Raw genomic sequence first — 15,002 nt, forward strand, 5'->3', positions numbered from 1 at the left:
GGCTAGGGCCGGTACGGCGTGGACTGCACCCGCGCGACGAACGCGTCGATCGCCGCCCACATCTGCGGATTCAGGTCGCAGTGCTGCCCGGTGCCGACCACCGATTGCGCGTCCACGCCGTTCGCGGCCAACTGGGCGGCCAGCGCGGCGTGCAGCGGCGAGGGCACGGTGCGGTCGGTGGCGTTGAGCAGCAACAGGATCGGAGCGTCGTAGCCGTTCGTGGGCACGGCCAGATAGTCGGTGAGCGCGGCAGTGAACCGCGGGTCGCCCAGCGGCCGCGACAGCAGATCGCCCAGCGATGCGCCGTTGACCTGCGCGATCATCCCGTCCAGGCACAGGGTGCCGATGCTGTCGAGCAGTTGGCGCCCACGCGGGCTCAGATAGCTGTCGACGTCGATATCGGGCCTGGTTTCCCGCATTCCGACGAGCACTCCCGCGATGAAGGCGGTGCTGCCGTCGCCGATCTCCGGAATATTCGGCACCCACGGCCCGGCGATGGGCAGAACGTGCTCCAGATCCGATTCGGGGTCGACCGCGATGGTCCCGCGGAAGTCCAGGTCGGGCGCATAGCTCTGCTGGAGATGACCCGTACCCAGCGCGGCCTGACCGCCCTGCGACGCACCGACGGCGATCCAGGTGCGCGACAGCTGCGGATAGGTCGCACGCGCTGCCCGCAGCAGGTCGATGGTCGCGGTCGCCTCGGACTGCCGTTCCAGATACGGATGTGGACCGGTGTCGAACGCGCCCAGCCCGAGATAGTCCGGCGCGACCACCGCGAATCCCTTGGACTGGAAGTACTGCAGGATGCGGTCTTCCTTGGCCCGGCCGGACGGGTAGGGCGCGGTACCCGGATTCGAGATGCCGCTGCATCCCATGCCGAGCCCGCTCGTGCCGTGGTCGTAGGCCACCACCGGCCAGCCACCCGCGGGCGGTTCGCCCGGCGGAAGGAACACCGCACCGCTGGCGGGGACGGGCTCACCGCGCGAGGTCGTCGTCCGATAGTCGAGTAGCGCCGCCCCGGTCATACCGTGCCAGCCGTCCGGCTGCGCGGTGACCGACATCGTCGTTCCGGCCGGCTCGGCGATGGCGTCCGGCACCGCGACGGCCGAGCCGGCCGCCAACGCGGTGAACAGGGCCGCGGCCACGAGCGGCCGCCGCATCCGAGCCGAACATTTCGACAACCGCATGGACACCTCACATCATCTGGGATCTGCTGATTTTACGGTGCACACACCGCACGGTCCGGAAATCCCCAGGCCGGGGCGTCGCGGAGCGTTGACGTCAATTGATACACGTTCTAGTTTCGGTGTACTCGCGGAACAGGCGGTGGCACATCAGGTCTCACCGCACCCGAAGCAGCAGGAGAGGACGGCCGCAATGATGCGCAGGCACGAGGGACGACGGGTGGTGGTGACCGGGGCGGGCTCGGGCATCGGGCGGGGCATCGTGGTGCGCATGCTCGCCGAGGGAGCGCATGTGGTGGGCGCCGACATTTCCGAGCCCGGACTGAAGGAGACCGTGGCGGAGGTGGGCGCGGATCGCGAGCGGCTCCATACGGTCACCGTCGACGTGGCCGACCCGGAATCGGTGCGCCCGGCCGTCGCCGCGGCCGTCGACCATCTCGGCGGATTGGACGTGCTGGTCAACGCGGCCGGGATCATGCGTACCGCGCATACCCACGAGATGGCGTTCGACAGCTGGAATCAGGTGATCGGCATCAACCTCACCGGCACCTTCCTGATGATGCAGGCGGCCATCCCGACGCTGCTGCAGTCCGAACATCCGGTGATCGTGAACTTCTCCTCCACCGCGGCACTCGGCGCGAATCCGTATATGGCCGCCTACGCCGCCTCCAAGGGCGGGGTGAACGCGATGACCCATGCGGTCGCGCTGGAGTACTCACAGAAGGGCCTGCGCGCGGTGAACATCGTCCCGGGCGGAATCACCAGCGGAATCACCAACAATCTGCAAACCCCCGAAGACGCCGACTGGAACCTCTTCTCCCGCCTGACCGGCTGGCTCAACGGCGGCGCCCTGGGCGAACCCGCCGACGTCGCCGGCGTGGTCGCCATGGTCGCCTCCGAGGACGGCCGCTACATCACCGGCTCGGAGATCCGCGTCGACGGCGGCGCCCTGATGTGACTAGCTGATCCCCAAGCGACTCGTGCACGCGGGCCAGGCACCCCAGCCCTGCCGGGCCCGCGTCACCTCGGCGATGGCGATCTGCTCTTCCCGGGTGGCGAGATCCGGCCGCTCGGCGTACTTCAGCCCGCCCTGCCGCGACCAGGTGCTCTGGTCGAACTGGATACCGCCGAAATACCCGTTGCCGGTATTGATGGCCCAGTTGCCACCGGATTCACATTTGGCCAGCGCGTCCCAGACCGCGCCGTCGCGCACGGGCGGAACTTCGGTGCCGGGCTTGGCGCCCTTGCGGACGGTCTTGGGCTGGGCGGGGACGACGACGGTATGCCCGACGGCCTCACGCGAGGTTTCCTTGCCGTTGACGATCGAGACGGCGTAGGTGACGTCCTGCACCCCGGCCTTGCCGGGATTCTCGACGACGGTCCGGCTCATGTTGAGGTCGGTGTCCTCGATGACGTTCTCGGTCGGGTCGAGGGGTTCGCGTTCGGTGACCTTCTCGGTGTGCTTGCGGGTGACGGTGATCTTCATACCGTCGTGCAGCGGGGTGACGGCCACCGGCTCCACGGTGTCCTCGCCGGTCAGCGGTACGCCCTGTACCTGCAGCAGCTCCCCGACCGTCGGTGCCGCCAGCCGCACGTAGCTCATCGGTTCACCGTTGTCGGACAGCTGCACCGTGCGCGGGCTGGTGACGGCCAGCGCGGCGCCCTGCAGCGGCAGCGGGGTGGGACGCGAGGGCGAGACGAAAACGTCGCCGGGCAGCTGCAGTTGAGTCAGTGCGTCGGCGACGGTGTACGCGGTGGTCCACACCTGTTTGGTCTTGCCGTCGAAGGTCAGCGAGAGCTGCCGGGCGCGATTGAGCGTGATGGTCGCACCGTTGACGACGTCGGCATCACCGGACGGCGACACCGAGTCCTTACCGGCCAGCTTGTAGCCGCCGGCCTTGAGCACACCCTTCACACTCGCGGCCATGGTGGTGACGGTCGTGCGCTGACCGTCGACGACCAGGATGACGGTCTTGCGGCTGACGATCGCCAGACTCGCCCCGATGATCAGGGTGATCAGCATCGCGGCGATCGCCGCGTAGAGCAGCGGCGAGCGCGACGTGTTGATCCGCTGGAGAGCGGATATCCGAAACTCCGGCATGGTCACAATACGATAACGAGGGGGTCAGTCCCTGGCAACTACATGCCGTGGAACAGGGGATTTCCACATCACGATTCGATATCGACGATCCGGAAATATCACGACCGCGCAATCGTAAGTGAACTGGAGCACACCTCGCATTCCGGTCGCGAGTTATGTGACGCACCGCACGCGTGCGGCCTCAGCCCCGCGGCAGCCGGTAGACCCGCTCGGCATTGGCGGTCGTGATCTCGGCCAGTACAGCCGGATCCTGTTCGCGCAGTTCGGCCAGGGCGCGCACGGTGTAAGGCAGGCAGTACGGCTCGTTCGGCGCGCCCCGGAACGGGTGCGGCGTCAGGAACGGCGCATCGGTCTCCACCAGGATCTGCTCGTCCGGCACCAGCTTCGCGGCCTCGCGCAATTCGTGCGCGTTCCTGAAACTCACCGTCCCGGAGAAGCTGAGCAGATACCCCTCGGCCACACAAGCCAGCGCCATATTGGCGTCGGAAGAGAAGCAGTGGAAGATCACCGTGTCCGGCGCACCCTCGTCCAGCAGGACCGCCAGCACGTCGTGATCGGCCTCGCGGTTGTGGATCATCAACGGCTTCCCCAGCCGTTTCGCGAGGTCGATATGCCAGCGGAAGCCCTCCACCTGATCCTCGATATCGGCACAGCCGTCGAGTTTGCCGGGCCAGTAGTAGTCGAGCCCGGTCTCGCCGACGGCGACCACGCGGGGGTCGGCGGCCAGCTTCTCCAGTTCGGCGCGGGCGGCATCGTCCAGGGCGTTCGCCCGGGTCGGATGCAGTGCGACCGCGGCGTACACACGCGGATCCCAGTGCGCGGCGTCGACGGCGAAGCGGGCGGCATCCAGGTCGTCGGCGATGGTCACCACCCGGCCGACACCGACCGCGGCTGCCCGATCCACCATGGCGGCAACCGATTCCGCGTCCTCGGCGCCGCAGGCATCGAGGTGAGTGTGCGCGTCGATCAACGGCGACAGCGGTTCGGGCGGCTCGGGTGCGGGTCGTTTACCGGGCATCGGACCAGATTAGACACACCGCACCGACGGCAGGTGAACCCGGCGGGAGCGAGGAGTGGACGACGGGATATCGACGCGAGGGATTATCGGCGGCGGATTAGAGTGGACACACCATGAGCGCACCCGAACGCACGTCACCGGCCTTCTACATCACCACGGCGATCGCCTACCCCAACGGCGCGCCGCATATCGGCCATGCCTACGAGTACATCTCCACCGATACACTGGCCCGGTTCAAGCGGCTCGACGGCTACGACGTGTTCTTCATGACCGGCACCGACGAGCACGGCCAGAAGGTGCAGCAGGCCGCGCGCGCCGCCGGCGTCTCCGTGGAGGAATACGCCGCGCGCAATTCGGATGTGTTCGAACGCATGGACAAGGCGCTCGACATTTCCTACGACCGATTCATCCGCACCACCGACGAGGATCATCTCGCCGCCAGCATCGCGATCTGGGAGCGCATGCAGGCCAACGGCGATATCTACCTCGACACCTATTCGGGCTGGTACTCGGTGCGCGACGAGGCCTTCTACACCGAGGAGGAGACCACCGTCACCGAGGACGGGACGCGACTGGCGACCGAAACCCGGACCCCGGTGGAATGGACCGAGGAGTCGAACTACTTCTTCCGGTTGTCGAAATATCAGGACCGGCTGCTCGAACTGTACGAGAACACACCGGATTTCATTCTGCCCGCCACCCGGCGCAACGAAATCGTCAGCTACGTGAAGGCCGGCCTGAAGGATCTGTCGATTTCGCGGACCACCTTCGACTGGGGTGTGCCGGTGCCCGGTGATCCGGCGCATGTGATGTACGTCTGGGTGGACGCGCTCACCAACTATCTGACCGGTGTCGGATTCCCGAATACCGATTCGGCCGCCTTCCAACGGTTCTGGCCGGCGAATGTGCACATCATCGGCAAGGACATCACCCGGTTCCACACCGTCTACTGGCCGGCCTTCCTGATGTCGGCGGGTATCGAATTGCCGAAACGCGTTTTCGTGCACGGCTTCTTGTTCAACAAGGGCGAGAAGATGTCGAAATCGGTCGGCAATGTGGTGGACCCGCTGGCGCTGGTCGACCAGTACGGCCTCGACGCGGTGCGGTTCTTCCTGCTGCGCGAAATCTCCTACGGCCAGGACGGTTCCTACAGCCACGACGCCATCGTCGGGCGGATCAACACCGACCTGGCCAATGAATACGGCAATCTGGTGCAGCGCAGCCTGAAGATGGTGGCGCGCGACTTCGATTCGACCGTCCCGACTCCCGGCGAATTCACCGAGGCCGACCGGGAGCTGCTCGATCGCGCGAACGGCTTGCTGGAGCGCTGCCGCACCGAATTCGACGGCCAGCAACTACATCTGGCGCTCGAGGCGATCTGGCTGACCCTCGGCGAGACGAACAAGTACTTCTCCGCACAGCAGCCGTGGGCGCTGGCCAAATCGGGCACGCCCGAAGACGTGGCCCGCGAGGCGACCGTGCTGTACGTAACCCTCGAGGTGCTGCGGATCGTGTCGATCCTGGTGCAGCCGGTGATCCCGGGTTCGGCCGGGCGGATTCTGGACCAACTCGGCCAGACCGCGCGCACCTTCGCCGATATCGCCACGCCGATCGAGGCCGGACTGGCCCTACCCGCGCCGGAGCCGGTGTTCCCGAAGTACATCGAACCGAAGTAGGCGACCGGAGCCTGGTTATGGATGCGGAATTCGCCGAGCGCCACCGCAGCGTTCGCGCACAGGCGCTCGGCACCCCCCGGGGCCGACTCATCGGCGCGATGGTCGAATGTGTCGGCGCCCGTGGCTTTTCCGCGACGACACTCACCGATATCGTCGCCCGTGCCCACGTATCGCGAAGCACCTTCTACGAACACTTCGGCAACAAAGAGCATTGCTTCGTCGAGGCTGTCCACACGGGTATGGAGATGATCCGCGCCCGGATCGTCGACGAACTGGCACAACTGCCCCGGGATGCCGATCCGCGCTGCCGCATCGCCACCGTGATCACCACGTTCTGCGCGGTGATCGCGTCCGAACCGGATTTCGCGCGGCTGATCCTGGTGGAATCTCTGTTGGTCGGCGAAGCGAGCACCGACTTCCGGGACATGGCGCTGGACCGGTTCGCGACCATGTACCGGAAATATCACGACAAGGCCCGCGCCGCCGACCCCGCGATACCGGAACTGTCGGACGAGCTGATCGCGCTGGTGCCCGATGCCATCGGCGAGCGCACCCGCCGTGTCCTGGTCCGCGACGGCGCACAGCGCGTACCCGAATTAGCGCCCACCTTCATCGAATTCGCCAACGCCGCGCTGGGGTTGGCGCCGGCACCGGTGCACGCGTAGCGAGCGAGGCTTCTGTTTCCGCGCCGGGCACGGCGCCGACGGTGCCACCGAACCGCGGCAACCGGGCGACCCGGGACTATTCCGCGCGGGCGGCCAGGACCGCATCGTAGAGTTCGCGGCGCGACACCCCGCCCGCACGCGCGGCGACCTGTGCGCACGCGTCCTTGAGGCGAATTCCGTCGGCGACCAGTTCTTCCACCTCGTCCACCAGATCGACCGGGTCGGCCGAAACCGGTTGCGCCCCTTCGACCACCACCGTGATCTCTCCGCGCGCACCCTCGACGGCCCATGCCGCCAGCTCACCGAGTCCGCCGCGCACGACCTCCTCGTAGGTCTTGGTCAGCTCCCGGCACACCGCGGCCCGGCGTTCGGGGCCGAGGACCTCCGCCGCATCGGCCAGACAGTCGGCGAGCCGGTGCGGGGCCTCGAAGAACACCACCGCGCGCGGCTCGGTGACCAGGGTCGCGAGCCACTGCTTGCGCTGCCCGGACTTTCGCGGGGCGAAGCCGTCGAAGCAGAACCGTTCCATCGGCAATCCGGACAAGGCCAGCGCGGTGGTGACGGCTGAAGGGCCGGGCAGGCACGTCACCGGAAGATCCCGTTCGATACATGCCGCGACCATCCGGTAGCCGGGGTCGCTGACCGAGGGCATCCCCGCATCGGTGACCAGCAGGACTGTCTTCCCGGACTCGATCTCGTCCAGCAGCAACGGGATTCGCGCGGCCTCGACGTGATCGTAGAAACTCACCACGCGTCCGGTGATCTCCACCTCGAGCGCCTTGGCCAGGGTCCGGGTCCGGCGCGTGTCCTCGGCGGCCACGACGTCCGCGCTCGCCAGGGCGTCGCGCAGCCGCTGCGACGCGTCACCGATATCGCCCATCGGCGTCGCCGCCAGCACCAACCGCCCGCCGTGCTCGCCCATCGCCGTCCTTTCCATCGCCGCCCGGCCCGTCCGGGCCGGCCGCCACCACGCACCCGCGCCCGGTCCGGGCAAACGCTACCCGGGGACCGGACCGCGCCCGAGTCCGCAGGTGCGCCGTGCGAGTCGGCTCACCGCCGCGCTACCCACCGCCGCACACCGCATACGATCGGAGCGTGACCCAGCTGACCGATACGCGACCGGCGATCGGCGCGGGCCCGGCCTTGTCCAGTCCGGCGCCGCTGCGCCCCGCACCCGATTTCGGACCGACCGACCGGGCCCGGGGCTGGCTGGTCACCATATTCCTGACGGCGGTCGCCGCGGTCACCCGGTTCACCATGTTGAACTACCCGACCGACGCCGGCACCCCGGTCTTCGACGAGAAGCATTACGCACCGCAGGCCTGGCAGATACTCACCGGGGGCGGGGTCGAGGACAACCCGGCCTACGGGCTGGTGGTCCATCCGCCGGTCGGTAAGCAGATGATCGCGCTGGGCGAAGCGATATTCGGCTACACCAGCTGGGGCTGGCGCTTCACCGCGGCGGTCTTCGGGTCGCTGCTGGTCCTGCTGGTCATCCGCATCACCCGGCGGATGGCCCGGTCCACGCTGATCGGCGCGATCGCGGGCGTGTTGTTGATCGCCGACGGGGTGACGTTCGTGTCCTCGCGCATCGGCATGCTCGACATCTTCCAGGCGGTCTTCGTCGTCGGCGCCTTCGGCTGCCTGATCGTCGACCGCGACGAGATGCGGGCGCGCCTCGCCCGGGCCGACGCCGAGGGTCGAATAGCGCCCGCGGCGCGAGCGGCGGGCCCGCAGGCGGCAGCACGCGTAACCACGGAGGGCACCGGGAGCGCCGCCATCGCATTCAGCGCCTTCGGCCCGCGACTGGGGGTGCGATGGTGGCGGTTCGGAGCCGGTCTGCTGCTGGGATTGTCGTGCGGAACCAAATGGTCGGGCCTGTATTTCATCCTGTTCTTCGGGCTGATGACGGTGTGCTTCGATGTGGCCGCGCGCAAGGCCTACGGGGTGCCGCGCCCCTGGGTCGGTACGGCGGTCCGCGATATCGGACCTGCCCTGTATGCGCTGGTACTGATTCCGCTGCTGGTCTATCTGGCGTCCTATTGGGGCTGGTTCGCCAGCGAGGACGGCTACGACCGCTATTCGGTGGGCAATGCCGTGGGCGCCGGCGGCACCTGGTCGTGGGTGCCGGACGCGTTGCGCTCGCTGTGGCACAACCAGGCCGAATCGCTGAAATTTCATGAAAGCCTGACCAATTCGGCCGGTAACCATCATCCGTGGGAATCCAAGCCGTGGTCGTGGCCGATGGGCCTGCGCCCGATGCTGTACTACTACGCCGACAACGGCGTGACCGGATGCGGGCAGTCGGTCTGCGTGAAGGCCGTGATGCTGATCGGCACACCGGCGATGTGGTGGTTGTCGCTGCCGATGCTCGCCTGGGCGTTGTGGCGCACCGCGACCCGGCGCGATTGGCGGTACGCGGCGATGCTGGTCGGCTACGGCGCCGGGCTGCTGCCGTGGTTCGCGGACCTGGACCGGCAGATGTACTACTTCTACGCGGTTCCGATGGCGCCGTTCCTGGTGATGGGTCTGGCCCTGACGCTCGGTGACATCTTGGGCCCGGCACCGCTCGTGCGGGCCCGGTCGGGACGATGGTTCGCGTTGGCCGGCGAGCGCCGGAGCCTCGGACTACTCCTGGTATGCCTGTATCTGGGTCTGGTGATCGCCAACTTCATCTGGCTGTGGCCCATCCTCACCGCCCTGCCGATCACGCCGAGCAACTGGCACGACCACCTCTGGCTGCCCAGCTGGCGCTGAGGCTCGATCCGGCTACGGTGTCTCGCCCAGCGCGGCCCGCACGTAGCGCAGCGCCGCCTCGTCGTCGAGACCCAATCGGCGCACCGCGGCAACGTATTCGGTGGCCGCGCGACCGGCCGCGTCGCGAGTCGGATCCCCGGAGGAGGCGATGAACGACCCGAGCCGGCCCCGGGTCTCGAGCACACCGTCCTGTTCGAGTTCGCGGTAGGCGCGTGCGACGGTGTTCGGCGCCAAGCCGAGTTGGGCGGCGAGCGCGCGCACGGTCGGAATCTTGGTTCCGGCGGTGAGTTCGCCGGATTGCACCCGGGCCACGATGCCCAGCCGCAGTTGTTCGTACGGCGGCACCGTCGATTGATGGTCGACCGGGATATCCAGCATCGGCTTTCACACCTCGTCACGCGACAGCGGGCAGGACAGGCAGCGGGGCCCGCCCCGGCCGGAACCCAGTTCGGATCCCGGAATGGTCAGCACCTCGATGCCCGCGTCGGCCAGCCGTGTATTCGTATTCTCGTTGCGTTCATAGGCCACCACGACCCCGGGCGCCAGTGCGAGGGTGTTGTTGCCGTCGTCCCACTGTTCCCGTTCGGCGGTCACCCCGTCCAGCCCGGTGTCGATGACCCGGAGTTTGTCGATGCCCATCGCCTCGGCCGCGGCGGGCAGGAACGGGTCCGGCCCGCTCATCCGCACCGAATCGCCGTCGGCACGAATGGTGAACGCGCGCAACGAATTCTGCACACCGGGGTACATCACCACCGCATCGCGGTCGACCATGGTGCACACCGTGTCCAGGTGCATGGTGGCCCGGTTCTGCGCGATCGGCACCACCAGCACGGTATGGGCCAGGGCGTCGTCGAAGAGACTGCGCGCCAGGGCTTCCGCACCCGCCGGCGAGGTGCGCTCCCCGACTCCGATCGCGACCACACCGGGCGAAAGCAGCAGGACGTCACCGCCTTCCATCGGCGCGGTGTGCGATTCGTAGGCGCGGCGCACGCCGAGGAAGCGCGGATGGAACGCGTATACCAGATCGGTGAGCGAGGTTTCGCGGGCGCGGGCCGGCAGCGCCAGTGAGGTGATGGCCACCTTGGGCCCCACCCAGAACGACGAATCGCGAGTGAACAGCAGATTCGGCAGCGGATCGATGACGAAATCGGTGCCCTGGTGCATGCGCCGCACCAGTGAGGCGGCATCCGGTTCGAAGGGCAATTCGTCGAAGGTCATGCCGGCCATGAGTATTCGCGCCAGATCCGGTGCGGGCACCGCGCGCAGATAGGTCTTCAGATCCTCGGCCAGGGCGTAACCGATGCGGCGGGCGTCGACGGCCGCGGTGATGCCCATACTGCGTCCGGCGCCGCTGACCGCGAGCGTCTCGGTGAGCAGATCGGCGAGCAACAGCACCTCGACACCGCGGCCGCGCAGCACGTCGGCGAAGATCTCGTGTTCCTGCTGAGCCCGCTCCACCCAGGGGATGGCGTCGAACAACAGTTGATCGTTGTTGCGCGGCGTGAGTCGGCGCAGCTCATCGCCCGGGCGATGCAGCAGTACCGCGCGCAGCGTCCCGACCTCGGTCGTCACGGAAAACGGTCGCGCCGGGGGCACAGCCTCTGGTCCCATATCCCGACCGTAATGGGCCGCCGCCGGGTTGGCACGGAATTGTTCGCCGACCGGGCCGGATCCGGCGCCCGACGATATCGGCCGCTGCGCGGCGGCGAAGTTCCCGGTTCTCGCCCGGCCCCCAAAAACCTGAAGTAACATTGAGGTATGCAGCATACGACGTGGCAAGCCAAGGAGCTCACCCCCGGGCAACTGTCGGAACGCAGCGGCGTCGCGGTGTCGGCACTGCATTTCTACGAACGCGAGGGCCTGATCGCCAGCCGCCGCACCAGCGGAAACCAGCGCAGGTACTCACGGGAAACGCTGCGCAGAGTGGCATTCATCCGGATCTCGCAGCGCGTCGGAATTCCGCTCAGCGAAATTCGCAAGGCTCTCGACACCCTACCGGAGGGGCGCACCCCCAATCGCAAGGATTGGGAACGATTGTCGGTAACGTGGCGCACCGACCTCGATCAGCGCATCGAACAGCTCACCCGGCTGCGCAACAGCCTCACCGACTGCATCGGCTGCGGCTGCCTGTCACTGGGCAGCTGCCGCATCGTCAACTATCACGACCGGCTCGGCGACGAGGGCCCGGGCGCGCGCACGCTGGATGTGAGCATCGACTGCACGAAAGGCGAGGGATGCGAGAACCCGACCTCGGCGAGCCGTGCGGACGTGGCCGAGGAGGCCGAGGAGGCCGCCGTGACGGGGTGCGCCGAAAAGATGTGCGGGTGAGTCCCGCTCAGCGCAGGAAGCGGTTGAACTGGTCGTTGGCGCGGCGCATCGTGAACTCGTAGGGCCAGGCGAACTTTCGCGCCCACCAATAGCCGAAGCGCACGTCGAACGAGGTGTAGACGAGGAAGCGATTCTTCTCGATGCCGCGGAAGATGGCGCGCGCGGCCTGGTCGGGCGAGGCCGCGTGCGACTGGAAACGCTTCACATACCGCTGGATTCGCGGATCGTCGCGGTCCACACCGGCGATCTCGACGGTCTGCACCAGATGGGTGTTCACCGCGCCGGGCACCACCAGATGCACCGTGATCCCGTGCCGGGCCAGATCGAAACGCAGCACCTCCGATACGCCGCGCAACCCGTACTTGCTGGCGCTGTAGGCCGCATGCCAGGGGAACGCCAGCAGCCCCGCCGCCGAGGACACGTTGACCAGCGCCCCGCCGCGACCGGCGCGCACCATCTCCGGCACGAAACTCTCGATGACGTGGATCGGGCCCATCAGGTTCACGTCGACCATCGAGCGCCAGTGCCGGTGCTCGAGATTCTCGACCGTGCCCCAGGCCGAGATGCCGGCCACGTTCATCACCACGTCCAGGCTGCCGTGCCGAGCGTGCACGTCCCGGGCGAAGGCGGCGACCGCCTCGTACTCGCTGATGTCGAGAGCCCGCGATTCCAGCACCTTGCCGCCGGTGCGCCCGATCTCCTCGACGGTGTCCGCGAGTCCGGCGGCATCGATGTCGGTCAGGACGAGTTCGGCCCCCTGCGCGGCGGCGGCGATCGCGGTCGCCCGACCGATTCCGCTGGCCGCGCCGGTGACCAGAGTCTTCTTGCCGCTCACGGACTTCAAGCGATCACGCACGCCGTTCCTCGAATGCTCTGCGGTGTGATGTCGGTGCTGTGCCGGCATCCGGACTGACTATCTCCGTTGCCCTGGAGCATACGTGTTCCCCGACACACCGCATCCGTACCGGGCCGCACGGGCACGTCACGGCTACGACAATCCGCGCAATACCGACAGCATCCCGGCGACCGCGACCGGCCACGGGAATTGTTCGGCCCGTGAGCGCGCGGCGCGTCGTCGCTGCGCTGCCGGACGGGCCAGCACATCGGTGACGGCCTCGGCGAAGGCCGACGGGTGATCGGCGGCCACGGCCCCGCATTCGGCGGTCACGATGTCGGCCAGCGCCGAGGAACGACTGGCCACCACCGGGGTACCGGCGGCCAGCGCCTCGAGCGCGGCCAGCCCGAAGGTTTCATGCGGCCCGGGTGCGAGCGAGATATCCGCACTGGCCAGCAGGGTCGCCAAATGCGTTCGGTCGTCGATGAATCCGGCGAAATGCACGCCCGGACGCCCGTCGGGCAGCGCGGCCACACCGCGCGCCTGCCGGACCAGCGCGTCGCGGCGCGGCCCGTCTCCGGCGACCACCAGCCGCACGTTCACCCCGCCCCGGCGCAGCTGATCCACGGCCTCGATACTGCGATCGACCCGCTTCTCCACCGACAGCCGCCCGCAGTGCACCACCAGATGCGAACCCCCGAGCCGCGCGCGCAGGGCCCGATCGTGGCGATGCGGCGCGAACAGCTCCAGATCCACACCCAACGGGACGAGCGCGACATTCGGAGCGTCGATCCGGTCGAACTCCGCGCGGGCGAACGCGGTGGTGCAGACCACCATGTCGTAATCGGCCGCGGTGCGACGATTGGCGACGTCGGCGGCCCGCCGTGCGACCGAGGTGGGCAGCACCTGGCCGAGCAACCGGTCGAGGCGCTCGTGCGAGATCATCACCGACGCGATATCCCGGCGGCGGGCCCACCGCCCGAACCCGCGCAGCGTCAGCCGGTCCGACACCTCGAGCGCATCCGGCGCCAGGCCCGCCAGCAGATCGGCGACTCGACGGGGTTCGGCCGCGCGATATCCGCCCGTCCACGGAATCCCCAACGCCGGCACGGTCATCCGCACCACACCGTTGGGCAGGACCTCCTCGTCCTGGCGCGCGCCCGGCACGATCAGCACGACCTCGTGCCCGGCCGCCACATATCCGGCGCCGAGATGATGCAGTGCGGTGCGAAGCCCGCCCGAACGCGGCCCGTAGAAGTTCGCCAGCTGAGCGATGCGCACGCGCCGATCGTCCCCGCCCCGCGAACCGGCGGGACGAACACCGGATGAATGCTCGCCGAAGGATGCGCCAACCGCCCGCACCGCCCTGTCACCACGCGTCACCCAGCGGCGGGCCGGACCCGGATCATGCCGTGCGCGCGCTCGGACCCCAGGCGCGACAGCTCGGCGCGCACCGGAATCCATTCGGTGTCCTCGAACCGCAGCCGAAACACGAGTCTTCTTGCCGGGGAGTCGATTTCGCCGGCGAATACGGCCGCGAACGCCGCCCGGTAGTCCCGCTGATCATCCGGATGCACGACCGGCCGTTCGGTGCTCCACCGTTCCAGCGGCGGTGGCGGCGGACTGACCCACTCGTACACCAGCCCCATCGCCAGTTCGACGAAGCCGACACCGGCATCGGCCGACCGCGACACCGCCCGGGTGATCGCCAGATCGGTATCCGGGCGCGGCGGGCTGACGTCGGTGATCTCGTGCAGCAGCGCCCGGGTGACATGCGCGGTGCGGGTCGCGCCGGCCAGATGCGGATCCTCGCGATGCACCCGGATCACCAGCTGAAAGTTGCGCACCATCTCGTCGTCACCGCGAATCGCCAGCTCCCCCTGCCAGCGCCCGGCAGGGTCCGTGCCCGCCACCACCGCGGTGTAGGCCATCCGCTCGTCGAAGCGCACCATCCGACCGAACACCTCCGGCGGCGTGCGCACCACCCGCACCTGGTCGCGGGCGCGGGCGAAGGCGAGTTCCTCCAGGCCGGGGCCGTGATGGGCGAGTTCGGTATCGGAATCCCAGTCCCATGCCGCGACCGCGCGCCGCGGCGGTGGTTGGCGTCCCTCGGCGCCGACCCACAGCTGCACCCCGTGCACTGCCCCGAACGAGCAGAAGACCGGCACCGCGATCGCGGTCCAGCCGCCTTCCGACAACACGATCCGGCCGTCGGCCGTGACCGCCCCCGACGTCGCGGCCGGAACGGCCGCTGCCGCGGTATCGACGGTGACGGCCGCCAGCGCGGAGGCACCCGCCCCGAGCGAGCGCCCGGCGCGCGACAGACTCGTCCATTCCCGGACCCGCGACCCGTCGGCGACGATGGTCGGACCACTCGCGGGCGCGAGCGTTTCCACCAGGAGCCATGGCGAACCCACGGATTCGGCGCCTGCCATACC

General features: G+C 68.4%; 14 protein-coding genes. 5 read left to right on the top strand and 9 right to left on the bottom strand.

Translation table 11 applies throughout. The features are described 5' to 3' along the window. Positions 1–2: 2 nt before the first annotated feature. Complete coding sequence (locus NE2_RS02765) at positions 3–1,160, bottom strand: alpha/beta fold hydrolase (protein ID WP_063023583.1); 1,158 nt, start codon at positions 1,158–1,160, stop codon at positions 3–5. A 220-nt stretch (positions 1,161–1,380) separates the two neighbouring features. Between NE2_RS02765 and NE2_RS02770 the strand changes: the two genes are divergently transcribed. Then, on the top strand, positions 1,381–2,142 hold the full coding sequence (locus tag NE2_RS02770; RefSeq protein WP_063023809.1) for an SDR family NAD(P)-dependent oxidoreductase: 762 nt from the start codon (positions 1,381–1,383) through the stop codon (positions 2,140–2,142). On the opposite strand, the gene NE2_RS02775 is transcribed toward NE2_RS02770, so the two are convergent. Further along, positions 2,143–3,270, bottom strand: coding sequence for a resuscitation-promoting factor (locus NE2_RS02775; RefSeq protein ID WP_030515202.1), 1,128 nt, complete (start codon positions 3,268–3,270; stop codon positions 2,143–2,145). Positions 3,271–3,466: 196 nt separating this feature from the next. After that, the gene (locus NE2_RS02780; protein ID WP_063023585.1) at positions 3,467–4,303 is read right to left on the bottom strand and encodes a TatD family hydrolase; all 837 of its coding nucleotides are present in this window, start codon (positions 4,301–4,303) and stop codon (positions 3,467–3,469) included. A gap of 113 nt (positions 4,304–4,416) precedes the next feature. Between NE2_RS02780 and metG the strand changes: the two genes are divergently transcribed. Together metG and NE2_RS02790 are read left to right on the top strand one after the other, a co-directional pair. Next, on the top strand, positions 4,417–5,979 hold the full coding sequence (gene metG, locus NE2_RS02785; RefSeq protein ID WP_030515200.1) for a methionine--tRNA ligase: 1,563 nt from the start codon (positions 4,417–4,419) through the stop codon (positions 5,977–5,979). Positions 5,980–5,996: 17 nt separating this feature from the next. Then, positions 5,997–6,644, top strand: coding sequence for a TetR/AcrR family transcriptional regulator (locus NE2_RS02790; RefSeq protein ID WP_063023587.1), 648 nt, complete (start codon positions 5,997–5,999; stop codon positions 6,642–6,644). A 76-nt stretch (positions 6,645–6,720) separates the two neighbouring features. Here the strand turns inward: NE2_RS02790 and rsmI are convergent, their stop codons facing one another. Further along, positions 6,721–7,566, bottom strand: a complete 846-nt coding sequence (gene rsmI, locus NE2_RS02795; RefSeq protein WP_063023589.1) for a 16S rRNA (cytidine(1402)-2'-O)-methyltransferase — start codon at positions 7,564–7,566, stop codon at positions 6,721–6,723. Between the two features lie 173 nt (positions 7,567–7,739). Here rsmI and NE2_RS02800 point away from each other — a divergent pair, with 173 nt between their 5' ends. Beyond that, entirely contained in the window at positions 7,740–9,401 is a 1,662-nt protein-coding gene (locus NE2_RS02800; protein WP_063023591.1) for a dolichyl-phosphate-mannose--protein mannosyltransferase, read from the top strand. 12 nt (positions 9,402–9,413) lie between these two features. On the opposite strand, the gene NE2_RS02805 is transcribed toward NE2_RS02800, so the two are convergent. Next, entirely contained in the window at positions 9,414–9,779 is a 366-nt protein-coding gene (locus NE2_RS02805; RefSeq protein ID WP_063023593.1) for a GntR family transcriptional regulator, read from the bottom strand. Between the two features lie 6 nt (positions 9,780–9,785). Beyond that, the gene (arcA, locus tag NE2_RS02810) at positions 9,786–11,012 is read right to left on the bottom strand and encodes an arginine deiminase (protein WP_051755928.1); all 1,227 of its coding nucleotides are present in this window, start codon (positions 11,010–11,012) and stop codon (positions 9,786–9,788) included. Between the two features lie 147 nt (positions 11,013–11,159). Between arcA and soxR the strand changes: the two genes are divergently transcribed. Beyond that, positions 11,160–11,729, top strand: a complete 570-nt coding sequence (soxR, locus tag NE2_RS02815) for a redox-sensitive transcriptional activator SoxR (protein ID WP_084493711.1) — start codon at positions 11,160–11,162, stop codon at positions 11,727–11,729. A 7-nt stretch (positions 11,730–11,736) separates the two neighbouring features. Here soxR and NE2_RS02820 read toward each other — a convergent pair whose 3' ends face one another. From NE2_RS02820 to NE2_RS02830, 3 genes are all read right to left on the bottom strand, one after another. After that, positions 11,737–12,633: an SDR family oxidoreductase gene (locus NE2_RS02820; protein ID WP_063023595.1), complete on the bottom strand. Its 897-nt coding sequence runs from the start codon at positions 12,631–12,633 to the stop codon at positions 11,737–11,739. Positions 12,634–12,717: 84 nt separating this feature from the next. Beyond that, a complete protein-coding gene (locus NE2_RS02825) occupies positions 12,718–13,845 on the bottom strand; it encodes a glycosyltransferase (RefSeq protein ID WP_063023597.1) in 1,128 nt (375 codons plus the stop codon). 98 nt (positions 13,846–13,943) lie between these two features. Beyond that, the gene (locus NE2_RS02830) at positions 13,944–14,999 is read right to left on the bottom strand and encodes a GAF domain-containing protein (protein ID WP_063023599.1); all 1,056 of its coding nucleotides are present in this window, start codon (positions 14,997–14,999) and stop codon (positions 13,944–13,946) included. Positions 15,000–15,002: the final 3 nt, after the last annotated feature.

Source organism: Nocardia elegans NBRC 108235, from assembly GCF_001612845.1.
Taxonomy (GTDB): Bacteria; Actinomycetota; Actinomycetes; order Mycobacteriales; family Mycobacteriaceae; genus Nocardia; species Nocardia nova.